Origin of the sequence: Pelomonas sp. V22 (assembly GCF_030014915.1) — a bacterium.
GTDB lineage: Bacteria > Pseudomonadota > Gammaproteobacteria > Burkholderiales > Burkholderiaceae_C > JAUASW01.
In genome coordinates, this window is the sequence record NZ_JAGIXS010000001.1 from 519,315 (window position 1) to 545,137 (window position 25,823).

The 25,823-nt window shown below is 68.2% G+C and carries 18 protein-coding genes; 8 read left to right on the top strand and 10 right to left on the bottom strand.

Annotated features, from left to right (window positions below):
- The first annotated feature begins 29 nt into the window (after positions 1-29).
- Positions 30-788 (top strand): MgtC/SapB family protein, encoded by a 759-nt coding sequence (locus J7U46_RS02300; protein ID WP_349239479.1) that lies wholly within the window; start codon positions 30-32, stop codon positions 786-788.
- Positions 789-854: 66 nt separating this feature from the next.
- Here the strand turns inward: J7U46_RS02300 and J7U46_RS02305 are convergent, their stop codons facing one another.
- A complete protein-coding gene (locus J7U46_RS02305; protein WP_282823205.1) occupies positions 855-3,467 on the bottom strand; it encodes a zinc-dependent metalloprotease in 2,613 nt (870 codons plus the stop codon).
- Positions 3,468-3,674: 207 nt separating this feature from the next.
- On the opposite strand from J7U46_RS02305, the gene J7U46_RS23195 reads away from it, so the two are divergent.
- Entirely contained in the window at positions 3,675-4,475 is an 801-nt protein-coding gene (locus tag J7U46_RS23195; protein ID WP_349239480.1) for a GNAT family N-acetyltransferase, read from the top strand.
- Between the two features lie 6 nt (positions 4,476-4,481).
- Here the strand turns inward: J7U46_RS23195 and J7U46_RS02320 are convergent, their stop codons facing one another.
- The 5 genes from J7U46_RS02320 to J7U46_RS02340 all read right to left on the bottom strand — a co-directional run bounded on the left by J7U46_RS02320 (position 4,482) and on the right by J7U46_RS02340 (position 11,656).
- Entirely contained in the window at positions 4,482-5,363 is an 882-nt protein-coding gene (locus tag J7U46_RS02320; protein WP_282823206.1) for a DUF4349 domain-containing protein, read from the bottom strand.
- Between the two features lie 94 nt (positions 5,364-5,457).
- The gene (locus J7U46_RS02325; RefSeq protein WP_282823207.1) at positions 5,458-8,289 is read right to left on the bottom strand and encodes an ATP-binding protein; all 2,832 of its coding nucleotides are present in this window, start codon (positions 8,287-8,289) and stop codon (positions 5,458-5,460) included.
- Positions 8,289-9,059, bottom strand: a complete 771-nt coding sequence (locus J7U46_RS02330) for a hypothetical protein (protein WP_282823208.1) — start codon at positions 9,057-9,059, stop codon at positions 8,289-8,291. Before J7U46_RS02330 ends, J7U46_RS02325 begins: the two co-directional genes overlap by 1 nt.
- On the bottom strand, positions 9,056-10,405 hold the full coding sequence (locus J7U46_RS02335) for a hypothetical protein (protein ID WP_282823209.1): 1,350 nt from the start codon (positions 10,403-10,405) through the stop codon (positions 9,056-9,058). The genes J7U46_RS02330 and J7U46_RS02335 overlap by 4 nt, the downstream gene beginning before the upstream one ends.
- A gap of 141 nt (positions 10,406-10,546) precedes the next feature.
- A complete protein-coding gene (locus tag J7U46_RS02340) occupies positions 10,547-11,656 on the bottom strand; it encodes a DUF5694 domain-containing protein (protein ID WP_282823210.1) in 1,110 nt (369 codons plus the stop codon).
- Between the two features lie 325 nt (positions 11,657-11,981).
- Between J7U46_RS02340 and J7U46_RS02345 the strand changes: the two genes are divergently transcribed.
- Positions 11,982-13,976 carry a TonB C-terminal domain-containing protein gene (locus tag J7U46_RS02345; protein WP_282823211.1) on the top strand — a complete coding sequence of 665 codons (1,995 nt, stop codon included), beginning with the start codon at positions 11,982-11,984 and terminating at the stop codon, positions 13,974-13,976.
- 32 nt (positions 13,977-14,008) lie between these two features.
- Here J7U46_RS02345 and J7U46_RS02350 read toward each other — a convergent pair whose 3' ends face one another.
- The 3 genes from J7U46_RS02350 to J7U46_RS02360 all read right to left on the bottom strand — a co-directional run bounded on the left by J7U46_RS02350 (position 14,009) and on the right by J7U46_RS02360 (position 18,235).
- Complete coding sequence (locus tag J7U46_RS02350; protein WP_282823212.1) at positions 14,009-15,448, bottom strand: efflux transporter outer membrane subunit; 1,440 nt, start codon at positions 15,446-15,448, stop codon at positions 14,009-14,011.
- Positions 15,449-15,474: 26 nt separating this feature from the next.
- Complete coding sequence (locus J7U46_RS02355; protein ID WP_282824943.1) at positions 15,475-17,040, bottom strand: DHA2 family efflux MFS transporter permease subunit; 1,566 nt, start codon at positions 17,038-17,040, stop codon at positions 15,475-15,477.
- Positions 17,041-17,110: 70 nt separating this feature from the next.
- Complete coding sequence (locus J7U46_RS02360; RefSeq protein WP_282823213.1) at positions 17,111-18,235, bottom strand: HlyD family secretion protein; 1,125 nt, start codon at positions 18,233-18,235, stop codon at positions 17,111-17,113.
- A gap of 204 nt (positions 18,236-18,439) precedes the next feature.
- Here J7U46_RS02360 and J7U46_RS02365 point away from each other — a divergent pair, with 204 nt between their 5' ends.
- On the top strand, positions 18,440-19,129 hold the full coding sequence (locus J7U46_RS02365; protein ID WP_282823214.1) for a TetR/AcrR family transcriptional regulator: 690 nt from the start codon (positions 18,440-18,442) through the stop codon (positions 19,127-19,129).
- A 20-nt stretch (positions 19,130-19,149) separates the two neighbouring features.
- Here J7U46_RS02365 and J7U46_RS02370 read toward each other — a convergent pair whose 3' ends face one another.
- On the bottom strand, positions 19,150-20,376 hold the full coding sequence (locus J7U46_RS02370; RefSeq protein ID WP_282823215.1) for an HD-GYP domain-containing protein: 1,227 nt from the start codon (positions 20,374-20,376) through the stop codon (positions 19,150-19,152).
- A gap of 374 nt (positions 20,377-20,750) precedes the next feature.
- Between J7U46_RS02370 and J7U46_RS02375 the strand changes: the two genes are divergently transcribed.
- The 4 genes from J7U46_RS02375 to J7U46_RS02390 all read left to right on the top strand — a co-directional run bounded on the left by J7U46_RS02375 (position 20,751) and on the right by J7U46_RS02390 (position 25,796).
- Complete coding sequence (locus J7U46_RS02375) at positions 20,751-21,290, top strand: hypothetical protein (protein ID WP_282823216.1); 540 nt, start codon at positions 20,751-20,753, stop codon at positions 21,288-21,290.
- Positions 21,291-21,310: 20 nt separating this feature from the next.
- Positions 21,311-22,861, top strand: coding sequence for a hypothetical protein (locus tag J7U46_RS02380; RefSeq protein ID WP_282823217.1), 1,551 nt, complete (start codon positions 21,311-21,313; stop codon positions 22,859-22,861).
- A gap of 68 nt (positions 22,862-22,929) precedes the next feature.
- Entirely contained in the window at positions 22,930-24,354 is a 1,425-nt protein-coding gene (locus J7U46_RS02385) for an ATP-binding protein (protein WP_282823218.1), read from the top strand.
- A 38-nt stretch (positions 24,355-24,392) separates the two neighbouring features.
- Positions 24,393-25,796: a sigma-54 dependent transcriptional regulator gene (locus J7U46_RS02390; RefSeq protein ID WP_282823219.1), complete on the top strand. Its 1,404-nt coding sequence runs from the start codon at positions 24,393-24,395 to the stop codon at positions 25,794-25,796.
- Positions 25,797-25,823: the final 27 nt, after the last annotated feature.

Here is a 25,823-nt window from a genome sequence, read left to right on the forward strand (position 1 = left end):
TTTCATGGGCCGAGCATTAGCATCGCCGCATGGACATGCTCGACCTGAACCACCTGCTGCACTACTGGAACGCCACGCAATGGGCGGCCAATGTGCTGATGCTGATGCACCTGCTCGGCGCCATGTTGCTCGGCCTGATCCTCGGCTACGAGCGGGCCTACCACGGCCGAGCGGCGGGCATGCGCACCTATGCCCTGGTCTGCATGGCCTCCTGTGCCGTGACCATCCTGGTGGGTTACCCCGACCAATGGTTTGGCGGCCATGTCTCCGGCGGCGGCGTGCCGCCGATGCTGGACCCGACGCGGGTGATACAGGGCGTGGTCACCGGCATCGGTTTCCTCTGTGCCGGCGTGATCATGCGCGAGGGCATGAACATCTCGGGCCTCACCACGGCCGCCTCGCTCTGGGCCGCCTCGGCCATCGGCATCGTGCTGGGCATGGGCTTCTATTTCGCTGCCATCGCCCTCACGCTCCTGTGCGCCAGCCTGATGATGTGGGGCGCCAAGCTGGAGAACCAGCTGCCCTCGCACCCGGCCATCTCGGTGCTGCTGCGCGGCGAGAGCGGTCGGCGCTTCACCCAGGAAGAGCTGGCCGCCTTCACCAACGGCCTCGGCTACCGCTTCGCCCCCGGCTCACTCAGCATCGAGAAGCATGGAGGTCATGAGGAATGGCGCTTCGTCTGCACCGCCAAGCGCAACTACAAGGGCCAGACGCTCTGCCGCTTCACCAGCCATTTGCACGAGCTGCCTGGCGTGGCCGATTACCGGGTGACGCACGCGCGCAATTGAGCGCCGCGCAGCAGGAAGAAAAAAGGGCGGACCCGATGGGCCCGCCCTTCTTACTTCAAGAGAGGCTTACTCGCCGGTCGGCCAGCAGACCTGCTCGTCGATGCCCATGCGCACGGTCGTGATCACGGGACCGGCCGAGCTGTTGTCGGCCATCTTGGGGTCGAGGACCTTGCCAATGTAGTCGGCCATGGCAACCAGGTGGGCACGCTGCGTGCGGTCGGCGGCAGCACCGGCCTTGGCGGACAGCAGGCCGCGCAGGTCGATGAGCTCGGCACGCACCAGGGGCTTGCTGTCGTCGCCGGAAGCCGAGCCAGCGGCGTTGACACGCTCGCCCAGCAGTTCCAGGTAGACACGCTGCAGGTTGCGGCGGGCCGGCTGGATCTTGGCGCCGCTGTTCAGCTCGCCGAACACGCCGGCACGCAGGTCGGCCAGCAGTTCGTCGGCTCGGTAGGCCTTGTCGCCAGCAACGGCTTCCTGGTTCTGCAGGCGAGCCATGCGCGAGCGGTCCAGCAGGCCGCGCAGCACATTGCGCTGGCTGCCGAGCAGCATGTTGCCCGGAGCCGAGGGACGCAGGCGCTCCGTGATGGCCGGATCGAGAATCCAGCTCGGCGTGGCCAGCAACTGTTCGGTCAGGAACTTCACCGCGCGGGCCTGCTGGGCCTTGGGCGTGGCGGAGAAGATCGCGCCCGGCTGGTCGCCATGCTTGTTCTGCGTGCTGTAGCTGCCCACGACGGCGACCACATGGCCCAGCTCACGGTTCCACTGGCCCCAGGTGGCGCCGTACAGCTCTTCCAGCGCCTTGTCCTCGCGGGCATCCTTCAGCGTCATGCCCGGCAGCATCTTGACGATGCGCTTCAGGTTCTTGGTACCGAGCGTGGTGGCGGTCACCGCATCGGCATCGCCGACGGCCTCGGTGTTCTCGCCGAAGTCACCCTCGCCCTTGGGCGTGCTGAAACGCAGCCAGGGCTTGCTGTCCTGCTCGCGCACCAGGGCATTGAGCACCGTCTGCTCTTGCTCGGGCGTCTTGGCGCTTGGCACCGGCATATAGCCCCACTTGGTGGCGAACACGTCGTAGGGGCCGATCTTGGGGATCAGCAGTGCCGGGTCGACCTTGTCTTCCGGCTGCACCAGGTAGTTGAAGCGGCTGTAGTCCATCAGCGTGGCGACGTGGCTCATCTCCTTCAGCCACTTCGGGTCTCGCAGCTTCTCGACCGGGTAGAGCGAGCTGGACTTCATGTTGTGCGGGAAGCCGAGCGAGTGGCCCACTTCGTGCGTCACCACATAGGCCACCAGGTCGCCCATCAGGTCGTCGGGCAAAGGCAGCTTCTGGGCGCGCGGATCGACGGCGCCGGCCTGCGTCACGTACCAGTCACGCTGCAGCTGCATGATGTTGTGATACATGACGATGTTGGCGTTCAGGATCTCGCCGGTGCGCGGATCACTGAGGTGCGGACCGTAGGCGTTAGCCACGGGCGACGGCACCCAGCGGATGATGCTGTAGCGCACATCGGCCGGATCGAATTCGGGGTCTTCTTCCTTGGTCGGGAACGGGCGCGCCTGGATGGCGTTCTTGAAGCCGGCAGCTTCGAAGGCCACGTTCCACTCCTCCACGCCCCTCTTCACGTAGGGCACGAGGTTGGCCGGCGTGGCGCTGTCGATGTACCAGACCACCGGCTTCACCGGCTCGCTGACGGCCGCGGTCGGGTCCTTCTTCTCGAGGCGCCAGCGGGTGATCAGGCGCTCGCGCTTGCTCTCATGCTCGTCGCTGCCGTAGTCGACGCGCGAGATGCTGAAGAAGCCGACGCGGTCGTCCATCAGGCGCGGCATCATCGGCTGGTCGGGCAGCTTGACGATGTTGTAGGCCACGTTGACGCTGCCGCTGCGGGCCGGCGGCGAGGGCTGCGGCGGCATGCCGGGAATCGTCGGGAAGCTGATGGCGGGCATCAGGCCGTAGGTCTGCACGGCATCAACACGCAGGCTGCCAGCGAAGGCCTTGGAGCCGTCGACGAAGCTGCGCGAGCTGTCGAGGCCCGTACCACGCACGACCTGGCGGGCAGAGAAATCACCGACCTCGGTCGTGAACAGCTTGCTCACCTCGATCACCGGCGCGCCATCCTTGCTGAAGGCCTCGACCGGGAAGCTCGCGAGGATGGTGTCGCGCTGGGAGCCCTGCACGGCCGGGGCGATGGCGCGGTTGGGGTCGCTCACATAGGCATGCGAGACGGTCTGGAACAGGACCTTGTTGCCCTTCAGCGTGAAGCGCACCACGTCCTCGTTGATCTCACGGCCGACGTGGTCGGTGCCGGTAGGCACGGCCATGGCGGTGGCCACCATCAGCAGTTGCTGGTCCAGCATTGCCTTGGGGATCTCGAAGTACAGCTTGCTCTTGATCGTGTGGATCTTGAACAGGCCGTTCTGGCTCTTGGCGTCGGCCGTGACCACCTTGTCGTAGGGCTTGGGCTCGTCGGCACCCGGCGGCGGCGTGACGGCAGCGGCGCCCGACGCGGCGGCAGCGGGAGGCTTGGCGGCTTGCGGCGTGTCCTGGCCAGGCTTGCTCGGCGCGCTGGGAGCCGACGGCGTGGTCGGTGTCTTGGGGGCGGGTGCCTCGGCTGCCGTGGCTGCGGCGGCGATCAGGGCCAGCGACAGCAGGCTGGCCAGGGGGGTCATACGAAGGTGCATGGCAATCCCGCGTCTTTCTCTTGGAAGGATGGATGGGTGAAGCTGCTGGCCGCGCCACGAACTTGGCATTGCGGCGGCCGAGGCATCATAGGGGCGGCCGGTGCATCCCAGTCCTGGGATGAGCCCCGGTGTGCGGGCCTGACCTCTGGCACTGGAAGTCGGGCCAACAACGAGCCCAATGCCGCCCTCGACCCTGATCGCATGACCATGATCCAGTTTCAAGCCGCCCTGCCCCATCACATCGCCGCCTGCATCGTGCTGCGCGGCAAAACCCGGCAGAACGCCGTCAGTGCAGCACGGCTCGCGGAGCTCGGCGTGACCGGGGCCAGCTGGTCGGCCGACGTGCAGGCCGAGCGCCTGCTCGGCATCCTCGCCTTCGAAGGCGAGCAACTCGCCGGCTACTGCTTCGGCGACGCCACCAGCGGGGAGATCGTGGTGCTGGCCCTGCTGCCGGCTTTCGAGGACCAGGGCCTCGGCCGCGCGCTGCTGGACCGCGCCATGAGCCTGCTGCGCGAGCTCGGCCATCAGCGGCTCTTCCTCGGCTGCTCGGCCGATCCGGCCTCACGCTCGCATGGTTTCTACCGCCACCTCGGCTGGGTGCCTACGGGCAAGCGGGACCGCCTGGGCGACGAGGAGCTGGAGTTCCTGTTCGCCAGTGCCGAGCCCAGGCCAGCCGAGCGGCTGCGCGCCTACCTGCAGGCCTACGAGGCCAGGGACCTGGCACGCGTCGGGCGGCAGTTCGCGGACGACATCCGCCTCGTCGACTGGAACCTCGCGGTGCAAGGCAAGGCCGCTGCCCTGGATGAGACGCGCAAGAACTTCGAATCGGTGCGGTCGCTGAGCATCGAGCTGCTCGCGATCTACGAAGGTGAAGGCGACGGCGAGCACCGCGCCGCCGCCGAACTGGAAATCGTCATCGACGGCTCGCTGCACCTGCACGTCATCGACGCGCTGCGCTTCGACGCGGCAGGTCGCATCACCGAGATCCGGGCCTACAAGGGGCTGTGAGCCGGTTCAGGAAGAGCCGGCCTTCCTGGCTCGCTGATGCTTCAGCCAGCGGATCCGCAGCCAGCGCACCAGGGTGTAGAGCAGCAGGGTCAGCAGCGCCCATGGCAGGAAGCGGGCCAGCAGGACGACCATGTCGCCCAGCGCGCGCTGCAGGTTGGGCACGAAATCGCTCGCGGCCTGTGCCAGCGCATCGGGCCGCTCGACGATGCCCTCCTTGCTGAACAGCTTCAGGTGGAAGTCATCCATCTGCACGCGGTCCTTCAGCTCCTTCAGCCCGCGTTCCTCGCCCTCGATCTCGGCCTGCACCTCGTTGAGCTTCTCGACAATCTTCTGCAGGGCCTCGACATTGGCCTGCGGCTTGGCCATCAGGGCCTGTAGGCTGTCGCGGAAGGATTTCTTGATGGCCAGGCGGCGCTGGCTGTCGACGATGACGGCGCCGAGGTCCTCGGCCTCGGTGCGGTCCTCGGTGACCTTGCCCAAGGCCCGGGCCTTCTGCTGCAGGCCGGAGAGGAAGGTCCGCTCGACCTTCATGTCGACGTTGGCCTCCTGGGCCTGGTCCTGCTTGAAGCCTGAGCGCAGCACCACGCACTTGGCGGGCCCGGCGGCCTTGCAGGCCTCCACGATCTCCTGGTAGGCGCTCTTCAGGCGCTGGGCCTCCAGCTGCAGGCTCAGCTGGTGCGAATAGCTCATCTGGCTGCCGTCGCCCTGGCTCGCAGGCGCTGCCCGGATGGCCATCGCCTCAGGGGGCGGAATGAAGGCGGGCGCGGCCATGGCCAGGCGCTGCGGCGACATGTCGAGATCGACCCGCTCCGGCTGCGAGCGGCCACAGGCCGACAGCAACAGCATGGCGCTCAGCGCGCCCCACACAAGCCCATGATGTCCCTGCATTGCGCCCTCCCCGGCAGCGATGGCAATGCGCGGCATGCTAACGGCGGAGCGGCAGCGCCACCCCGAGGACAAGCCCGGGTGCGCCCGTGGGCCCTCAGTCGTACACGCCCTTCTCCGGCCTTCTCGCCAGCACCGCAATCGGCGGGGCCCAGCGGTCGCCACGGGTCTTCTTGGACGTGATCAAGGTGATCTCGCTGGGCTCGAAGACCTCGACGTTGTGCGTGATCGGCGTGGTCAGCAAGTACTGCGCGCGGGTCGAGCGCAGGAAGTGGCCGACCAGCTGGATGTTGCGCACGTCCAGGTGGGCAAAAGGCTCGTCGATGAAGACGAAGCCGCCGGGGGTCTCGTCGTCCTTCATCAGACCCACGAGCAGGATCAGGCTCTTCAGCACTTGCTGGCCGCCCGAGGCTTCGCCGTCGTTCAGGCCGACCTCGCCCTTGCCGTCGAAGTTGAACTTCACGTGCAGGCCGGCTTGCGCCAGCACGGTGTCGTCGTTGTCCAGGTGCGGCAATTCGGCCTGGGCATTGACGCCGGCCAGTTCGCCCAGTTCCTGCACGTTCTTCTTGTAGCGGCGCACCGTGGCGCGCAGCACGTCGATGTAGCGCTCGCGGGCATTGAAGGCGGCGATGCGCGCCATCTCGTTGCTGGCGCGGCGGTCTTCCAGCTGCGTGGTCTGCTCCAGCACCGAGACGCTCATGCGCGCATGGCGCTCCTGCACCTGTGGGTCGACCTCCCAGGTGCCGTTGGCCAGGCCGTTGTCCAGCTCCTGCTGCACATGGCGCATCGCGATCTCGGCCTGCTTGGCGTTCTCGAACTCGTCGCGCAGCGAGGCGATGCGGTTCGGTTGCACCCACGACACCGGGAAAGCCGCCCGCGCCTCGCGCGAGGCCTTGGCCGCTGCGCGCAGCTCGTCGCGCCGGCCTTCATGCTCGCGCTGCACACGCAGCACATTGGCTTCGCTGGCCTTGAGCCCGCCCTGCGCAGCCTCGTAGTCGCGCTCGCTGCGGGTGGCTTGCGTCAAGGCGCGGTCATGTTCCTGGTCGAGCTGGCCCATGCGGGTCGAGGCCTCGACACGGGCCTGGCGCAGCGCCGGCAAACGGGCGCGTGCTTCGGCGAAATCAGCGCCGCGCTCGGCCAGCTCCTGCGCGGCCTTGTGGCCTTGCGCCGCGCGCTGCACGTCCTTCAGCTGGCGTTCGACCTCGGCCTGCTCCTTGGCGATGCGGGTCAGCTCCGCGTCGTAGCGCGAGAGCTCGCGCTCCAGCGCGCCGCGCTGCGAGTCCAGCGCCGAGGCGCCGAACTGGTAGTCGCGCGGCTCGACCCACAGGCTGCGGCCGCCACGGCCATCGCGGTAGTAGGCATCGGGGGTGATCCACTCGCCCCCTGCGCGTGCGCCGGCCTCGGTGTCCTTCACGCAGCGGATGCTGGCCAGCTGGCGGAGCAACCAGCCCGGCAACTTGGCATTGACCTTCAGGGCCGCGAGCAAGGAATCCTTGGGCACCTGGGCTGGCACCGTTTCGCCATCGGCCACCACATAGTGGCGGTAGCGCTCCTTGGACGCGAGATTGAAGGCGCGCGACTCGTCACTTGAATGCGCGAGCACCACCACCCAGCGCGAGGGCCGCAACATGCCTTCGGCGGCAGCGCGCCAGGCCTCGTCGGCGATGTCGATGCAGTCGGCCAGCACATGGTGGGCGATGCCGGCTTCGTCGAGCGCCTTGCGGAAACGCGTCACCTCCACCGGCGGCGGCGGCAGGCGCTGGCCAGTCAGCGCATCCATCGCGGCTTGCGCCTTGCGGCTCTGGTCGTTGGCGCGGGTGTAAGCCTCGCGCAGCTGGTGCTGCTGGCCGCTCAAGCTGGCCAGGCGCTCGCCCAGCTCCGCAGCATCGGTTTCAACCGCCGCCAGCGCCTTCAGCTCTTCCTCGCGTTTGGCGAGCAGTTCGGCCGGCCGCTCGGCCTCGCGGGCCGCATCGAAATCGGCACGCGCCTGCTTGCGCTGGGCTTCGAGGTCGACGAGCTTCTGCTTGGCCGCCTCATGCGCGACGAAGAGGCCATGCAGCTCGGCGCGCTTGGCGCTCATCTGGCGCTGGTCTTGCGCCGCGAAGAGGCGCTGGCGGTGCAGCTCGCGCAGCTGGTTGGCGGTGCGCTGGCGGCCTTCGGCCCATTGCAGCACCGGCAGCACCTCGGTGGCCAGGCGCTCGCGTTCCTTCAAGCGCAGCTGGTACTGCTGATAGCTGTTGACGCGGTTGGCCAGGTCCGAGACCTGGGCCTGCGTGTGCGAGAGCTCATGCGCGGCCTGCTCCACTTCCTTCAGCAGCTGCTGCTGATGGTTGCGGGCCTGGTCGTAGCGGTCCAGTACTTCCTGGTCGCCGAAGACCTCGAAGACCAGGCGCAGCAGTTCCTTGGGAGACAGCTCGCACAGCCGGTCGGTCTGGCCCTGCTCCAGTGCCAGCACCCGGCCAATGGCGCGGGTCAAGCCGGCGGCTTCGAGGCGGCGCTTCCAGGCCTCAATGCCCAGCCATTCCTTCTCGGCATGCTGTGCCAGGGCCTCGATTTCATGCGCACCGTCGACCAGGATGTACTTGCGCTGCCAGTCGCCGCCATGGCGCTCGATGCGGCAGGCCAGCGTCACCTGATCTGCGTACAGCAGCGAGCTGGCAAACGGGCGGCTCGAGTTCTGGCGGCCGCGCGGGCGGTTGTCCACCAGGGCGCGCAGCCAGGCCGTGTCGGCATTGGCATGGCGCGCATAGGTGCGGAAGGTGCGGCCGCCCGAGCACTCGAGGCCCAGCAGCGTGCGCATCGCGTCGAGCAGCGTGGTCTTGCCCGAGCCGTTCGGGCCCGCGATGGTGATGATGGCGCCGTCCAGCGGCATGGAGACGCGCTGGCAGTAGTCCCAGTGCAGCAGTTCCAGCGATTGCAGGTGAAACATCAGGCGGGGCCCTCGTCTTGTTCTTCTTGATGTGCTCGTTCTTCGATCACTGCTTCCGGCGTCTCTTCTTCCGGCTCGGGCTCGCGGCGCTTGTCGATCACGGCCTTGGTTTCAGCACCGGCCACAGCATCGGTCGTGCGGCCGAGCACGTCGGCCAACGCGCCGTCGAGGATGCGCGGCGCCAGCAGGTCGTAGTCCAGCATCAGGTCCAGCAACGGGCCCTCGGCAATGTCTTCGCCGCGACGCAGGATGAAGCCGTGGCGCTCCAGGAGCTTCAGGTTCGAGTCGATGCGCAGCTTCTTGCCGAGCTGGTTACCAAAGTCGGCCAGCAGGCTGCGGTAGGACACCGAGGGCGCCACGCTGCTGGCCAGCGGCAGGGGCTTGTCGGTGGCAAACATCTCGCCCTGCCCGGCTTCCACGGCATCGGCCCGCGCCACCTGGCGCTGGCGCTTCGGGAGCACGATCAGCGACCACAGCACCACCAGCAGGGCCACGCCGTCGCGCGGCAGATCGAGGTTGTTGTTGGCCGCGAGGCCGGTCTCGCCGAACACCGCCGACTCGGCCGAGCGCAGCATGGCCACGCTGATGTGGTCGGCATAGAGGTTGTCCACGACGCGCAGGCCCACGGCGGCGAGGCGCTCGCCGAGGGCGGCCCAGAGCTCGTCGTCGATCAGGGCGCGCTTGACCAGCGCATGGCTGCGCGGCAGCCAGCGGCGCGCCAGCAGTTGCGCCGCCAGCAGCGCGGCATCGTCTTGCAGTTTTTGGCTCATGGATGGGGAGAGGAGGATTCTTCGGATTCAGGGGCGGCGGCCTCGGTGCTGCGCAGCAGGCCACGGCTCATCCAGCGCACGTATTCGTCGGCGATCTCGCCCTGCTCGGCCGACCACAGCACGCGCCAGGGCTGGCGCGCCATGTCGCCGGTGGCGCCGGCCAGGTGCTGGGCCTGCGGATCGCCGAGCAGCGGCAGCAGCTGGGCCCGATAGGCCGCGCGGGCATAACTGCCGCCGAGCACGGCCGGGGCCAGGTCTTGCTCGGCATGGCCTTCGCCGCTCCAGCGGTTCAGCAGCTGCTGCATCAAGGCCATTTCGGGCGGCAGGCTCAGCACGGCCAGTTGCCCCTCGGGCGCGGCCTGGCCTTGCGGCAGAGCCTCGGGCGAGCGGCCATCCAGCGGGCGGTCGCGCTCGAACTCGCCTTCGGCCATGTCCAGCAACTCATGCTGCGAGACCAGCACCGGCTGCACCGGCCGCGACAGCGCGCCGAGAGCGATGTTTTCGAGGAAATGCACGCCCTGCAGCCAGCGGCGCACGTCGGTGGTGGTGATGCCGGTGGAGCCCAGCGTCACGCGCTGGCGGTCGGCCTGCTGCAGCGCGCGGTTGAACTGGCTGGCCATGGCCAGCAGCCGTGCCTGCGCAAGGCCCAACTCGCGGGCGAGGCGCTCCAGGCGCGCGTTGCCGTCTTCCTGGGCCTGCTCAATGATGGCCTTCAGTGCGTCGCCGGCCTTGTCCACCAGCTTGAGCGCGCGCTCGAAACGCTGGCGCGCCCGACGCAGGTGGAACTCCGAGCCGCTGGCGATGGCGTCAGCGAATTCGTCATACAGGCGCGAGAGCTGGGCCTGCAGATGCTGCAGCTGGGCCGGGTCCAGCGTGCCGAGCTGGTGGGCGCCGGTGACGCTGGCCAGCAGCGAAGCCAGGTCGCCATCCTGCTGCGGGGCCCGGGCCAGCGGCGCCAGGAGGCCCACCACGCTCTGCGCCAGCGGCGTCACGCCGTACTGCTGGTTGGAGCCGTCCCAGGCCAGCAGCTCGGCCTCGCGCAGGCGCTTGAGCACCAGCTCCAGCGCCTCGTCGCGCAGCAAGTGGAAATGGCGGTTGAGGGTCTCGCGCGACACGCGCGACTCGGGCAACGCCATCAGCTCCAGGAACACCCAGACACGCAGGCGCACCAGGGCGGCCGGGCCATGGAACAGGGCCCGCAGCGCGTTCAGCTGGGCCTCGTTGCGCTCCAGCTGCCACCACAGCAGCGCCTCGGTTGGCGCGGATCCCTCACGGAAATAGTCTTCGAAGCGCAGCTCCGTCTCGTCCTGGACAGCGCTCGCCGCAGATGCGGTCTCGTCATGCATGGGACGGATTATCCCCGGGCGGACGGGCCGGTCCGGCTAGGGGAAGCCGGGTAGTGCCGGCCGCCACGAGCCCACGATCGGGGCGAAATGCGCACAAACAACCGGAACCAATCCAATGGCCGCTCGCGCCGGCCCGCGATTTCACTTCTTCATCAACAAGCCCTCGATACCCACCAGCTCGACATCACTGAGCACACCGAGATAGCGCTCGTAGTAGGGCTTGTGCGAAGCGCCAACGATGGCCAGGGCGCGCTGCGCCTTGCTGCGGCCCACGACCTCGCGGATGTTGGCCACCATGCGCAGGTTGCGCGTCTCCCAATAGGCCAGATACGCGCGGCCGGTGCGCTGCGGGCTGGTGTCGCCCGCTGCCGCACCGAAGTCGCCGCCCACCGCAAGCCGCGCCGCCTCGGCAGAGTTGGACCAGAGGTACCAGGCCAGCACATCGCCGCTCGCCACGGCCTGATCCAGCGCCTGCTTGTCCAGCTTGTGGCGGGTTTCGGCATGGGGGTTGCTCCAGACGCGCTTCATGTTCACGGCCCAGGCGGCCTCGTCGATGGGCCCGGTGGCGCGGTCGCCGGTGTGGTCGTCCACCGGGTAGATGCGCTCCAGCTTCAGCTTCAGGGCCAGCGGGATGGCGATGAAGGTGTCTTCGGAGCGCCGTGCCAGGCGCTTCTCGACCTGGGCGATCAGCTCGGCGCTGAGGTTGGCATCGGCCACCCGCTCGGCCGGGGCAAGGCGCCGCCACTGCAGGCTGGCCGAGGCCGGCTCGCCAATGGCCAGGAACAGCGCCACCAGGCGGCGGCGCTCCGCGGGCGTGAACTCGCGGCCAGCGGCCAGCGTCTGCTCCACCTCGCGTTCGGCCGCCACCGCATCCAGCTTCAGCAAGGCCCGGGCGGCCGTGGGATCGGTGCAATAGGTCTTGGCCGCGTCGTCGTAGGCGAACTCATAGGCACGCAGGTAGTCGCATTGGGCGCCGGCGATGGACTCGACGGCCAGCAGCTCGGGCTTGAAGGTCGCCAGCCGCTCGACCAGCGGGTCGAACAGTGCCTGCCGGGTCAGCGCCTCCGGCGCCTCGCGCAGATGCGTCGTGCCCAGCACGGCAATCTGCGAACGGCCACCACGCTGCAGGGCAGCCTGGTCGGCGATGTCGACGGCAGCCGCCACCGCCGTGGGCTGACTCGGCCCGGCCGGGCTCTGGGCCAGGGCGGCCAGCGAAGTCAGCAGAGGAATCAGGGCAAAGAGTTTTCGCATGGGTGAAACCGGGGTGTGATGGGGTTGAATCGTCGCGCCGCGACCGACCGCGACAGGCAGGGACCATAAGCGTGCAGCGCCGGCACCGGAAGGCCGCTGCGACAGAGCGTCAGTTCGCGGGCGTCAGATGCCGGCGCGAATCCAAAGGGTTTCTCCGCATGGGAATGCTCGAATCGCCTGTTGCGCGGGCACCAATGAGTCGGATTTGGAGGGGACAATGCCGGCCGATGTGGCACATGACTGTCTCCCCTGGGCCGATGCCGGCCCTTGATCGCTACCGCTGTCGGCCCGACGGCGGCGCAGCAGTTGCCAAGACGGAGCCGTCTTGAGCTCCACGCCAGGATCCCCCAGCTACGCGCCGACCCAGCCCTCCGAGCTTGAAGCGGCGCCGGCCGCCCTCCCGGCGGATGACGCGCCCTGGCTAGGCCGGCCCAGCCTGAACCTGGGCGGCGAAGGCCGGCGCTCGACACTGGCGCTCACGGTGTCACTGGTCTTCCATGCGCTGCTGCTGAGCCTCGCGTTCGGCAGCGCCGAGTTCGGCCTGCCGGGCCTCAGCTTCCCCTGGGAGCACCGGCGTGTCGAGGTGCCGGACCTGCGCGTGGTCCTGCTGCCGCAGCCGGCGCCACAAGCCATCGCCGAGACGCCCGCCGAGACGCCGCCCCAGGCCGCCAGCGAGCCGGCGCCCTCGGCCTCGGCCGCCGCAGCGCCCTCCGACTGGACCGGCCAGGTGCTGGCGCTGGCCGCGCAGGCGGCCACGGCGCCGGCCGTTCCGCTGAAACCCACGTTCACACCAGGCAGCAACACGCCGGCCGTGCCGGCCAAGCAGGTCGGCCGGGTGGACCCGCTGGCCGTGCCGCCGCCGCCGCCGCCGCCCTTGCCCGAGCCCACAGTGCTGGCGGTGGAGAAGCCGGAGAAGGCCGCCTGGAGCGTCACCGCCGCCTCCGCCGCCGCGCCCTCGCCCGACATCAAGGCCGCCTCCAGCGCCCCGAGCCCGCAGACCGACGACGCCTCGACCCGCGACCCCACCGAGGAAGCCCGGGTACGCAGCGAGCAGGAAGCGCGCGAGCGTGCGGCCGAGCTGGCCGAGCGCGAGCGCCTGCGCCAGGAGGCCCAACAGAAACAGGCCGAGGCCGCCGCCGAAGCTGCGGCCGCCGCCAAGCGCGAGGCCGCACGGCAGGAGGCCGCGCGCCTCGAGGCCGCCCGTGCCGAAGCCGCCCGCCAGGAAGCGGCACGCCAACTGGCCGCCAAGCAGGAAGCGGCCCGGCAGGAAGCTGCTAAGCAGGAGGCCGCTCGCTTGGAAGCCGCGCGCGCCGAAGCGGCGAAACAGGAAGCGCAGCGCCTGGCCGCTGCCAAGCTGGAGGCAGCGAAGGCAGAAGCCGCCCGGCTGGAAGCGGCCCGCGCCGAAGCCGCAAGGCAGGAGGCCGAGCGCCAGGAGGCGGCGGCCCGCGTAGCTGCAGCGGCCAAGGCCGAGGCGGCCAAGCAGGAGGCGGCGCGACTGGAAGCAGCAAGGCTCGAAACCGCGAGGTTGGAGGCGGCTCGCGTCGAAGCGGCCCGGGTGGAGGCAGCCGCGCGTGTCGAAGCCGAACGGCGCGAGGCAGCCCGCCAGGCCGAAGCCAAGCGGGAAGCCGCACGTCAGGAGGCCGCACGAGCCGAAGCCGCCGCCCGCCAAGAAGCTGAACGCCAGGCCACGGCGCGCCAGGAGGCTGCACGACAGGAAGCAGCGCGCGCCGAAGCCGCGCGGGTGGAAGCCGCGCGCCAGGCCGGCTTGCAGCAGGAGGCAGCACGGCTGGAAGCGGCGCGCCTCGCGGCCGCCAAGATCGAGGCCGCCCGGCTGGAAGCCGCGCAGGCGGCCGAGCAGCGCGAGGCCAAGCTTCGCGCCATCGGCAAGCAGTTGAACGAGGAAGCGGACCGCCGCGAGGCCGCAGCACGCCAGCAGCAGCAATCCAATCTGCCCTATTCGCTGAGCACCGCGCGGCGCGCGCGCTTGTTCGGCCGCATCGACCCGAATGCCGAACTGGTGCTCTATGCCGAGGCCTGGGCCCGCAAGATCCAGCTCAACACCACGGTGGAGGCGGTGCGCGAGCTGCTCAAGCAGCCGCACTCGGACCCGGTCGTCACGGTGGCCGTGCGCAGCGACGGCTCGGTCGAGACCATCACCTTCGTGCGCTCCAGCGGCCTGCCCGCCCTCGACGAGGCGGTGCGCCGCATCATCCAGACCCAGGCCAACTACCCGGCCTTCCAGCCGGCCCTGGCCCGCGAGTACGACGTGATCGAGATCCGCCGCACCTGGCACTTCGACACGGCCGTGCGGCTGGATTGAGACCACCCGGCCGATGGACGGCCGGCCCGACCTCAGTGCCGCTCGGCCTGCGAATCAGGCGCCCAGCCCCCACCCAGCGAGCGCGCCAGGTTCACGGCGGCCAGCAGGCGCTGCGTGCGGATCTGCGCCGCAGCGCGGTCGGACGCGAGGTTGCTGCGCTGAGCATCGGTGACGTCCAGGTAGCTCGACACACCGCGCTCATAGCGCGCACGCGCCACTTCATAGGCGCGTGCCGCCGCCACCTGGGCCTGAGCCTGAGCCTCGGCCTGCAACTGGCGTTGCTGCACGTCGGACAGCGCATCCTCGACCTCGCGCAGCGCCGTCAGCAGCTTGCCGCCATGGTTGGCCACGGCCTGGGCATAGCGCGCCTGGGCTGCCGCCAGGTTGGCCTTGTTGCGGCCGCCATCGAACAGCGGCAGGTTCAGCGCCAGCGGGCCGACGCTGAACTGCTGCGAGCTGTCCCGGCTCAGCTCGCGCAGCTTCTCGGAGGCGAAGCCGTAGTTGCCGGTCAGGCTGATCGAGGGGTAGAAGGCGCTCTCGGCCACGCCGACCTGGGCGTTCAAGGCGCGCAGGCCAGCCACGCTGGAAGCGAGGTCGGGCCGCTGGGCCAGCAGCTGAGCCGGCAGGCTGGTGGGGATGCTGGGCGGCAGTGGCAGCTCGCCGGCCTGGGGGGCCATCAGCGGCTCGCTCGGCGAGGCTCCGACCAGCACGGCCAGGCCATGCTCCAGCGCCTGGCGCTGGCGGCGCGCCTCGTGCAGATCGGACTCGGCATTGGCCCGCTCGACGCGGGCACGAGAAAGGTCCAGCTCGTTGGAGAGGCCGTTGTCGAAGCGTGCCGTCACCAGTTGCTCGGTCTCGCGGCGCGTGCCCAGGGCGCGCTCGAGGATGGCGATGTCGGTGTCCAGGCCGCGCAGCTGGTAGTAGCTGGCAGCGACCTGGCTGGAGAGCATCAAGAGCACGCCGTCGCGGTCCGTCTGCGCCACCAGGGCCTGGGCATCGGCAGCTTCGACAGCCCGGCGCACGCGGCCCCAGAGATCGAGCTCATAGGACAGCGATGCGCCGGCCGTGAAGTTCGTGCCTTCGACCGTGCGGCGGCCCAGCATGATGGCCTGCGAGGTGTTCTTGGAGCTGTGCGAGTAGCCGGCCGAGGTGCCGACGCCGAACTTCACGCCCTCGTCCGAGCGCACCAGACCCAGCTGCGCCCGCGCCTCCACGAGGCGCTGGAAGCTGGCTTCCACGCTCGGGTTGTCGCGCAGCGCGCGCTGCTCGAGCGCATCAAGCGCCGGATCTTTGAAGACGGTCCACCAGCTGGACGGCAGCGCGGCGTCCGCCGGCCTGACGGAGGCGTGGCGATAGCTCGCGGCCGCAGGCTCGAACTTGGGCGCGACGAAACTCGAACCGACGCTGGCGCAGCCGCTCAGCACGGCCAGCGCTGCGACAGCGATGGCACCACGGATCAGGGGCTTGTTCATTGCTTCTCTACCTCAATGTTCTGGTCTCAGTGCGCACCGGCACCGCCGCCCGAAGGAGACTTGGTCTTGTCGGCAAACCAAAGGACGGCGATGCAGGCGAACAGCACGCCGGCCATCATCAGGAAGCCGTCGTTGTAGGCCATCACATAGGACTCGCGGCGCACGATGCGGTCGACCACGGCGAGCGCCTGGTTGGCGGCCTGCGCAGGGTCGATGCCATTGGCGATGAAGCCCTGCGTCAGCTGATCCAGCCGGGCCTGCGTGGCGTCAGACAACAGCGTCACCGACTCGCCGATGCGCGCCGAATGGAAATGCTGGCGGTTGGTCAGCATCGACGCGAGCATGGCGATGCCGATGGAGCCGCCCAGGTTGCGCGTCATGTTGAAGAGGCTGGAGGCCGAGGGTGTGTCCTGCGGCGCGATGCCGGCCATGGCGAAGTTGGACAGCGTCAGCATGATGAAGGGCTGACCCAGGGCCCGCACCACCTGCGAGACCAGCAGCTGGTCGTAGCCCACGCTGGCATCCATGAAGCCGTTCATCAGGCAGGAGATGCCGAACAGGCCCAGGCCTATGGTGCACATGATGCGGTTGTCCAGCTTGGACGACAGCGCCGCCGCGACCGGCATGACGAAGAGCTGCGGCAGGCCGGCCCACATGATCACCTCGCCGATCTGCATCGGCGTGTAGTTGGCGATCTGGCCCAGGTACAGCGGCAGCAGGAAGGACGAGCCGTACAACGCCATGCCGGTGACGGCGGCCAGCACCGAGGCCACGAAGAAATTGCGGCGCAGGTAGAGGCCGAGGTCGACGAAGGGGTCGCGCCTCAGCATGCTGGTGGCCACCCAGCCTACGAGGCCCACCACGGCGAGCGTGGCGAAGCCGCGGATGAAGCCGGAATCGAACCAGTCCTTGGCATTGCCCTCTTCCAGGAAGATGGTGAGGCTGCCAAGGCCGAGGGCCATGAAGGCGATGCCCAGCCAGTCGGCGTTGGCGAGCAGCGACCAGTTCTTTTGATCCTTGTCGAGGCCGTAGAGGATGCCGCCGATGAGGAGCAGGCCGGGAATCCAGTTGATGTAGAAGATCGAGGGCCAGCCGTAGATCTGCGACAGGTAGCCGCCCAGCGTCGGGCCCATGGTGGGCGCCAGCGTGGCAGTGAGGCCGAACATGGCCATGCCCATGGCGCGCTTGGTCGGCGGCAGCTTGGCCATCACCAGGGTCAGGGCCATCGGGATCAGGGCGCCACCGGTGAAGCCCTGCAGCATGCGAAAGACGATCATGCTGGGCAGGTTCCAGGCCGCGCCGCAGAGCGTGGAGAAGACCAGGAACAGGGCCGTCGTCACGACCATGTAGGCGCGCAGGCCGAAAACGCGCGCCATCAGGCCGGTCAGCGGAATCACGACGATCTCGGCGCACAGGTAGGCGGTGGAGATCCAGGAGCCCTCCTCCTGCGTGGCCGAGAGCGTGCCGAGGATGTCCCTCAGTGAAGAGTTGGTGATCTGGATGTCCAGCACCGCCATGAAGGCGCCTAGCAGGCCGGCCGCCACGGCCAGCCAGGTGCGCAGGTCCACGCGCGCATCGTGTGCCGCGAGCATCGGCGCGAGCGCTGCCGACGAAGAGGATGAGGTGGCCATGGCCGTCTTCTTTACCGAAGCAGGCCGGCAATCAGCGCTTGGACTGACGCAGGTCCACCTCGACCACGGCCGACATGCCCGGCACCAGGCGGCCCGCGAGGCGCTTCAGGTCAGCCTCGGCGAACGCCAGCTTGACCGGCACGCGCTGCACGATCTTGGTGAAGTTGCCGGTGGCGTTGTCGGCCGGCAGCAGGGCGAACTGGTTGCCCGAGGCGGGCGAGAAGCTGTCGAGCCGGGCCTTCAGTTTTTCATTCGGCAGTGCATCGATGGCCACATCCACTTCCTGGCCGACTTGCAGGCCGGCCAGCTGGGTCTCCTTGAAATTGGCGGTGACCCAGACCTTGTCTTCCACCAGAGCGGCGAGTTGCTGGCCCGGCTGCACGCGCGCGCCGACCTCGACGCTGCGCTTGCCCAGGCGCCCCGCCACCGGCGCGACGATCTGGTTGTAGCCCAGTTGCTGCTGAGCGTCCTTGGCCTGGGCCTGCAGCACCTTGATCTGGGCCTGGAGCACGGCGCGGGCCGAGCGGGCTGCGCCGATCTGGGCTTCGGCCGCCAGGGCTGCGTCCTTGCGAGCGGCCAGGTCGGCTTGCGTGCTGGCGCGGGCGGCGATGGCGGCATCGAGCTCGGCCTTGGCCACGGCCTTCATCTGCGAGTTGTAGAGCTGGCTGTAGCGCTCGGCATCCTGGCGAGCGCGCTGGGCCAGGGCCTCGGCCTGCAGCACCTGGGCCTTGGCCGCACTCGCGGAAGCCTTGACCTGGGCGGTCTGGGCATCGGCCTGCAGCACCTGCTGCTCGACCGAGGCGATCTGCGCCTGGATCTGCTCCAGCTTGACGCGCTGGTCGGCCGGGTCGAGCTCGGCAATCAGCTGGCCTTGCTGCACGAGCTGGTTGTCCTCCACCAGCACTTTCGTGACCACGCCGGCGATGCGGGCCGACACCGGGTGCACATGGCCGGCCACGTAGGCGTTCTCGGTCTCGACAAAGTTCTGGCTGCGCCAGTACATGCGGCCACCGAAGCTGAGGCCCGCCAGCGCCATCACACCCAGCACGAGGAGCACGCGCGGCTTGCCCGGCGCCTTGGGCGCCGGCGTTGCGGCAGCGGCCGGCGCGATCCCGGCGAGAGCGACCGGCTCGGTCTTGGTCTGGGTGTTTTGCATGACGCGGACTCGGATTAATGAAATGAAGGCTGCGCATTATTTGCGCCCGCTTGTCACCTGTCAAGAAATGAAAATGTTTCATTTCATTTTGTTCTGTTTCGCGCTGGCTGATTTACAGTCTCGGCCATGCCCAAGCAGTCAGCCACGCGCTCGCCAGCCTTGCGCTCCCCAGCCAAGCCAACACCTATCAAGCCAACCTCAGCCATGCCCGCACCGGCCACCGGCACCACCAAGCCTCGCAGCCCGCGCGCCGCAGCCCGCAAGGCAGTCGCGCCCAAAAGCGCCGGGCGCCCGCGTGCGACCGAGGTCGAGGCACGCCTGGAGGCCTTGCGCTGCACGGCCGGCCAGCTCTTCCTCGCCAAGGGCTACGGCAATGTCAGCCTGGAGATGATTGCCCGCGAGGCCCGCGTGGCGGTGCGCACCATCTATGTGAAATTCGGCGGCAAGAGCGGCCTGCTCGCCGCCGTGCTGCAGGACAAGCGCCAGCAGTTCTTCGCGAACATGGACATGAGCACCGACACCCGCCCGGTGCGCGAGGTGCTGGACGATTTCGCGCAGCGCTTCTACACGATGATCACCACGCCCGAGGCCGCCGGTCTGCAGCGCATGCTGGCGGCCGAGGCCAGCAGCAACCCGGAGCTGGTGCAGACCTTTTTTGCCGAGGGCCCGACGATCTCACGCGAGGCCATTGCCCGCTACTTGAGCCGGCCGGAGGTTCGCGCCCAGTTGCACGACGACCTGCCAATGGCCCAGCTGCCGGTCTTCCTGATCAACTGCATCCTCGGCGACCAGATGTCGCGCATGCTCCTGCATCCTGACGAGGGCACGAAGGCCCAGCGCGCCAAGGCGCTGGCCGAGCGCATGGAACTGTTCTACCGCAGCGTGCTGCGCTGAGCAGGCTCAGCCAGCGGCGCTCAGCGCCCGTCCTGCTGCGACCAGAAATCGTCGATGTTCTTGAAACCCCAGTCGGCCGGCTGCTCGCGCCCGACGATGCGGTCGCTGCCGCGCGTCAGGTCCAGCAACTCCACCGGAATGGGCAGCTGCGACTTGGTCGAGAAGAAGACCTTGACCGTGGGCGCCACCAGGTTGCTCGGGTGCTGGTCCACCACCACGGCCAAGCGCCCTGACTGCAGCTTCACCAGCGTGCCCAGCGGATAGATGCCCACGCATTTGACGAAGGCCTGGAACACGGCCGGGTCGAAATGCCCCTGCCACTGCGCCATGCGCTGCACCGAGCCGGCCGGATCCCAGGCGGCCTTGTAGGGCCGGGTCGAGGTGATGGCGTCGTAGACATCGCAGACCGCGCCCATGCGCGCCAGCAGGCTGATCTGCTCGCCGGCGAGCTTGTGCGGATAGCCCGTGCCGTCCATCTTCTCGTGGTGGTGCAGGCAGACGTCCAGCGCCGATTCGGGCACGGCCCCGCCTTCCTTCAGCGCCTCGTAGCCGCGCACCGGGTGCGAGCGCATCAGATTGAACTCGTCATCGGTCAGCTGGCCCGGCTTGTTCAGCACGCCAAGCGGCATCATCATCTTGCCCACGTCGTGCAGCAAGCCTGCGAGGCCGGCCTCGCGGGTTTTCGCCTCGTCCAGGCCGAGCTGGCGGGCCAGCGCCACCATCAGGGCACATACGGCCACCGAGTGCATGTAGGTGTAGTCGTCCTTGGTCTTGAGCCGCGCGAGGCTGATGAGCGCCGACGGATTGCGCGCCACCGAATTGGCCACGTCCTCGACCAGGGGCAGGCATTGCTCGGCATCAACGGCCTTGCCGAGGCGCGCCTCGCCAAACAGCGTCATCACCTGCTGGCGTGAGCGGTTCACCAGGGCTGCAGCACGCGACATCTCGGCGGCGCTGGTGACGCGACCCGTGCTCCGGGTCGAGGCCTCGCGACTCGGGGGAAGCTCCTCGGCTGCAGATGCCGCAGGTTCTGGGGGCGCATGCAGTTCGGCCTCGGCCTCCAGGTCGTGCCCTTTGCTCACGTCGATCCAGACGGCAGGCACCTTGCTCCCTTGCAAGGCAGCAAGGTCAGCGGGTTCCTCCAGCACGAACTTGGTTTTCCAGAACGGGTGCGCCAGCCAAGGACCATCCAGCGCATGAATGAACATGCCGGTGCGGACCTGGGCGGTCGGGATCTTCTTCAGCATTCATCGACTCCGTCTGACACGCGCTGGCCCCGCATGAGGTCTCTGTCGCGCATTCTGTGATGCATTTCTGGTGCGCCACCACAGCAACGCATGACCTTGATCAAGAACCCTAAAAAACATGACTTCTCGCATGGCCCGGTCTGCCCGCACGATAGCCAAGCTTTGAGTCAGGCAGGGGATCGGGCCTTATCGAAAGGCTCGCCACCGTGATGGAGTGGGGGATAAGCCCCAGCCCCATTGCGCGATTTGCCCCGCACAAGCTAGGCGGAGGCTCGCCAAGTCGTTGATTCACATCAGCGCCGGGACGGATTGATGGCTGGCATGCGATTTGCGCCACTCAAGGCATCGCAACTGCCCATCTCGACGAGAACGCCATGACCCGCACGCTCCACCGCATATCCCTCCTTGCCACCGGCCTGATGCTGGCCGCCACGGCACAGGCGCAGAGCTATGGCTCGCAACTGCTGGCCTTCGACGAACTGCCCAAGCCTGCCTTTGCCGCCAATTTGCCGGACGGCTATGGCGGCTTCGACTGGTCGTCGAGCTACTACTACATGACCAACGAGGTCACCGGCAACAAGTACCTGGCCATGGGCTCCAGCAATGGCACCTACTGGCGCCACAGCGACGGCACGCCCTTCTATTTCGATGGCATCGACCTCTGGAGCCGCCGCGGCCTGGACGCCGTGGGCGACGTCTATTTCGTGCTCTACCTCAAGGGCAAGACGGTCTACAACGGCCTGACCGACAAGAAGGGCGGCCGCATCCGTTTCACCGGCGCGCCCACGATGATCCGGCCCAACTACACCGGCCTGGTCGACTACGTCGCCCTCGCCTTCGACAGCAATGGCAAGGACTGGAACCACCTCGCGCTGGACAACCTGCGCGTCCGCGTCGCCAGCCCCGCAAAGTAACCCGACCGACAGGAGACACCATGACAAGCATGCACTCGCCCCAAGCCGGCCGCCGGCAGCGGCTCAAGCCCCTGGCCCTCGCCCTGCTGCTGCTCGCCCCCACCTTCCAGGCCCGCGCTCAAGCGGTGGTCATGGCAGGCTCGTACCAGAACTTCGATGTGCTGAACAACACCGGCGGCGAGGCTTGCGGCTTCGAGATGGAGGTCTGGGGCGTGAACGCCGCCCAGCTGAGCCGCATCTTCCCGTCGAACTTCGATGCCAGCGTGATTCGCTACGGCTTCGGCAAGGCCACGGACTTCCCAGGCGGCACCTATGTGCGCTGGATGTCGCCCTATGACGCCGCTTCAGGGCGCTTCACGTCTTGCACGCCCAAGCCGGTGAACCGCAGCACCGTGCCCGGCGAGTCCTGCTGGACGCTGGGCATGCCCGGCACCTACGCGACGGCGGGCTGCGAGCATTTCGGCATCAGCACGAGCTATGTCAACCCGACCCGCATCCTGTACCGCTGGCTGCTGCCGGACCCGGCCAACCCTGGGCAACTGATCCGAGCAGGCACCGATGTATCACTGCCAGCGCCAATCTGGACAGCGCAGCCACCGGCCGATCCGGCGCTGCCGCCCGTGGTGGTGGCTGAGGTTCAGGTGCAGCCAGCACCGCCCGCGCCGGTGCCGAAGTACGGCGAGGCACAGTGGGTCAAGGTCTACAAGAACGAGCTCGACCGCAAGGTCGATCTGCATGAGCTGATGGGTGACAACCGCGCCGTCGTCGCCGCCGATGCCGCACATCAGGAAGTCAGCTGGACGCTGCTTCAGCAAGAGCCCCCCTCGGGCGGCAATCAGCGCCGGCGCGGCAAGCTGGTGAACCAGGGCAACCTCGGCAATGGCAAGCATGCCGTGGTGCGCCGCTACGAACACTACAAGTACGCCGGGGCCTTCGACCCGATCACCAACGAGGCCTTGTGCGCGGATGGCACCTGCACCGCGCCCAGCCCGGGAGAGCTAGGCGATGCCATCGGCGCGCAAAACGCAGCAGCCAACCTGGACCTGAACGCCCTGCGCGTCAGCGTCGCAGGCGCCGGCAGCGTGTCGTCCTCGGACAAGGTCTTCAGCTGTGGCAGCAAGTGCTACGGCGTCTACCCGCCCGGCACCACGGTCACGCTGACGGCCAAGCCGGATTCCGGCAATGCCCTCGCGCTGTGGTCCGGTGCCTGCGCCGGCAACGCCCTGAGCTGCACCGTGCGGCTCGATGCCGAGAAGTCGGTCTCAGCCCAGTTCAGCGCTGTTGCCGGTGGTGGTGGTGGTGGTGGTGGCGGCGGCGGCGGCGCGGTTTCCGGCGCCACGCTGACGGTCACCAAGTCCAAGACGGGTAGCGTCGTGAGCAGCCCCGCAGGCATCAGTTGTGGCGACACCTGCACGGCGAAGTACACGCTGGGCACGGCGGTCACACTGACGGCAGTACCGCTCGCTGGCGCCAGCTTCCTCGGCTGGAGCGGCGCCTGCAGCGGCAGCGCGCCGAGTTGCACGGTGGTGCTGGGCGCCGACGCCAAGGTTCAACCGAACTTCAGCAAGTAAGAGCCGCGGCCGTAAGGCTGGCGAGGGGACAGGGTGGCAATATTTCGGGCGACAAGGAGCCCGTATTCATGCCCCCTGCCTCTTCCAGTTCCAGCAGCCGTTGGCCGCAACGCCTGATCGACCCCACCACCGGCCTCGGCCTCACACGCTGGTTCGCGCTGGTGGGTGCCCTGTCCATCGGACTGTTCAGCCTGGGCATGGCCTGGCTGCTCAGCAACTACCTCGCGACCCGGATGCTCGAACGCGATGCGGCGCTCAGCCGCGACTTCGTGCAGAGCATCGCCAACATCCAGCAGGTCGGCAGCTTCTTCAAGGACCCCGACGGCCCGGAGAGCAAGGAAGTCACCGAATTCTTCGCCCACGTCGCTGCCATGCCCGACGTGCTGCGCGCCAATGTCTATGCAACCAACCGCCGGGTGTTGTGGTCCAGCAGAGCCGAGCTCATCGGGAAGACCTTCCCATCCAACGACGAGCTGGACGCAGCCCTGCGTGGGCGCGTGGTCGTCAACCGCGAGGAAGAGGATGAGGAAGAAGCCAACAAGGCACACAAGGCCGAACACCAGGGCTTGCGCGCCGACGTCATGTTCGTCGAAGACTACCTCCCGGTCTTCGACCAGAGTGGCAAGGAGCTGATCGGCGTGATCGAGCTCTATCGACAGCCGGATGCCCTGTTTGCCGCGATCCGCGCAGGCCAGCACCTGATGCAGCTTGGCGCCGTGGCAGGTGGAGCCATGCTGTTCCTGATCCTGGTTGGCTTCGTGCGCCATACCGAGCGAGCCTTGCAGGACCAACGTCGCCGGCTGATCGAGGCCGAAGCGCTGGCCATCGTCGGGGAGCTCTCGGCCGCCGTGGCACACAGCATCCGCAACCCGCTGGTCTCGATTCGAACCTCGGCCGAACTACACCACGAACTGGGTGGCGAACAGGCAGAGGTGCATGCAGAAACCATGCGCAACGTTGATCGCATCGAACATCTGGTGCGCACCCTGCTCACCTACGCCAGCGATCCCTCGGAACACCAGACCAGCGCCGACCTCGCGGCCGTGCTGCGGGATGCCGTGACCCGGTTTGCCCCAGAGCTGAAGAGCCAGGGCAAGCAGTTCTTGATCGACATGCCCCAGGAGTTGGGCAAGGTGGCCGCCGATCCCATGGTGCTGGCCCAGGTGTTCAATTCCCTGCTCGCCAACGCGGCCGAGGCCACCCAGGCCGGTGACCGCATCAGCTTGCAAGCATCGCGCCGGGGGCAGCAGGCCCTCATCACACTCGTTGACAGCGGCGCAGGCATAGGCGCTGCGCAAATGCAGAACCTGTTCAAGCCCTTCTACACCACCAAGCCCCGAGGCCTGGGCCTCGGCCTGGCCCTGTCGCAGCGCATCCTGAAGCGGCTGGGCGGCGATGTCGAACTGCACAGTCCTGCAGGCCAGGGCACGCGCGTGACACTGCATCTGCCCGTGACCGAACTGCCGGCCGACACGACGGGGGCCGCCGCTTGAACACCGCCTCGCGCTCCGACTTGCCAGAGAAGCCCGCCGTGTCCGGGCAGGCCATTCTCATCATCGATGACGAGGCCGTGCTGGCCCGCAACATCGCGACCTACCTGCAGCGCCTGGGCTGGACCACGCAAATCGCCGGCTCCGCCGAGGAAGGCCTCGATCTCTACCCCAGCTTCCGGCCTGACATCGTGCTGCTGGACCACAACCTGCCGGGCCAGACCGGGCTGGACGCGCTGGTCAAGCTGCGCGCGATGGATGCCGAAGCCCGCGTCGTGTTGATGACCGGCAACGGCGGCATCGAACTGGCCGTCTCGGCCATCAAGCAGGGCGCTGCCGACTACCTGGCCAAGCCGCTGGCGCTGAGTGAACTCCGCCTGCTGCTCGAACGGCTGCTCGCTCAAAGTCGGCTGCAAAGCCGTGTCGAGTACTACCGCCAGCGCGAGGCAGATCACAGCGGCCTGGACAAGATCATCGGCGAGTCCTCCCAGGTCACGGCCCTGCGAGAGCGCATATGTCTGATAGTCGGCGCGGAGCGGCAGCTGTCGGACGACAACCCACCCAGCGTGCTGATCCAGGGCGAGACGGGCACCGGCAAGGAGCTGGTGGCGCGCGCCCTGCATTTCGGCGGTGCTCGCGCGAGCCAACCCTTCGTGGAACTGAACTGCGGCGCCCTGCCCCCGCAGCTGATCGAGGCCGAGCTGTTCGGCTACGAAAAAGGCGCCTTCACAGACGCCCGCCAGCGCAAGATCGGCCTGGTGGAGGCCGCCAGCGGCGGCACGCTCTTCCTCGACGAAATCGGCGAGGCCGACCCGGCCACCCAGGTCAAGCTGCTGAAGCTGCTGGAGGACCGCAGCTTTCGCCGCCTGGGCGGCATCCGCGAGCAGCGGGCCAATGTGCGCGTGATTGCAGCCACGCACCGCCCGCTGGAGCAAATGGTGCGCGAGGGACGCTTCCGGGCCGATCTGTACTTCCGCCTGCGCATCATCGAAGTGCCGGTGCCCGCCCTGCGGGAGCGCGGCACCGACGTGCTGCTGCTGGCCCGGCATTTCCTGCAATGGCATGCCCAGCGCTACCGGCGCGAGCTGCCCGAACTCGGCGAGGAGTTGCTGCTGCCGCTGCAGCGCTACCCCTGGCCGGGCAATGTGCGAGAACTGCGCAATGCCATCGAACAAGCCCTGCTGCTTGCGCCAGGGCCTCGCATCGGGCTCCGTGAGTTCGGATTCCTGTCAACTGCGAGCAGCCAACAGCTGCCGCAGGGCAGCGGCGATGACGACGACGCAGACGATCTCAATCTCGAGCGCGCTGAGCGCCGCCTGGTGCAACGTGCCCTGCAGCGAAGCGGCAGCAATGTCACGCAAGCAGCCAAGCTGCTGGGCATCTCGCGCGACACCTTGCGCTACCGCCTGGAGCGGCTGAACCTGCGCGACGAAGACGCGGCCTGACGGGACCTGAGCGCCTGAAGCGGGTGG

Excerpts from the sequence above, each read along its gene's own strand:
- J7U46_RS02300 (WP_349239479.1), top strand. The coding sequence starts at position 30 with ATGGACATGCTCGACCTGAACCACCTGCTGCACTACTGGAACGCCACG.
- J7U46_RS02305 (WP_282823205.1), bottom strand. The coding sequence starts at position 3,467 with ATGCACCTTCGTATGACCCCCCTGGCCAGCCTGCTGTCGCTGGCCCTG.
- J7U46_RS23195 (WP_349239480.1), top strand. The coding sequence starts at position 3,675 with ATGATCCAGTTTCAAGCCGCCCTGCCCCATCACATCGCCGCCTGCATC.
- J7U46_RS02320 (WP_282823206.1), bottom strand. The coding sequence starts at position 5,363 with ATGCAGGGACATCATGGGCTTGTGTGGGGCGCGCTGAGCGCCATGCTG.
- J7U46_RS02325 (WP_282823207.1), bottom strand. The coding sequence starts at position 8,289 with ATGTTTCACCTGCAATCGCTGGAACTGCTGCACTGGGACTACTGCCAG.
- J7U46_RS02330 (WP_282823208.1), bottom strand. The coding sequence starts at position 9,059 with ATGAGCCAAAAACTGCAAGACGATGCCGCGCTGCTGGCGGCGCAACTG.
- J7U46_RS02335 (WP_282823209.1), bottom strand. The coding sequence starts at position 10,405 with ATGCATGACGAGACCGCATCTGCGGCGAGCGCTGTCCAGGACGAGACG.
- J7U46_RS02340 (WP_282823210.1), bottom strand. The coding sequence starts at position 11,656 with ATGCGAAAACTCTTTGCCCTGATTCCTCTGCTGACTTCGCTGGCCGCC.
- J7U46_RS02350 (WP_282823212.1), bottom strand. The coding sequence starts at position 15,448 with ATGAACAAGCCCCTGATCCGTGGTGCCATCGCTGTCGCAGCGCTGGCC.
- J7U46_RS02355 (WP_282824943.1), bottom strand. The coding sequence starts at position 17,040 with ATGCTCGCGGCACACGATGCGCGCGTGGACCTGCGCACCTGGCTGGCC.
- J7U46_RS02360 (WP_282823213.1), bottom strand. The coding sequence starts at position 18,235 with ATGCAAAACACCCAGACCAAGACCGAGCCGGTCGCTCTCGCCGGGATC.
- J7U46_RS02365 (WP_282823214.1), top strand. The coding sequence starts at position 18,440 with ATGCCCGCACCGGCCACCGGCACCACCAAGCCTCGCAGCCCGCGCGCC.
- J7U46_RS02370 (WP_282823215.1), bottom strand. The coding sequence starts at position 20,376 with ATGCTGAAGAAGATCCCGACCGCCCAGGTCCGCACCGGCATGTTCATT.
- J7U46_RS02375 (WP_282823216.1), top strand. The coding sequence starts at position 20,751 with ATGACCCGCACGCTCCACCGCATATCCCTCCTTGCCACCGGCCTGATG.
- J7U46_RS02380 (WP_282823217.1), top strand. The coding sequence starts at position 21,311 with ATGACAAGCATGCACTCGCCCCAAGCCGGCCGCCGGCAGCGGCTCAAG.
- J7U46_RS02385 (WP_282823218.1), top strand. The coding sequence starts at position 22,930 with ATGCCCCCTGCCTCTTCCAGTTCCAGCAGCCGTTGGCCGCAACGCCTG.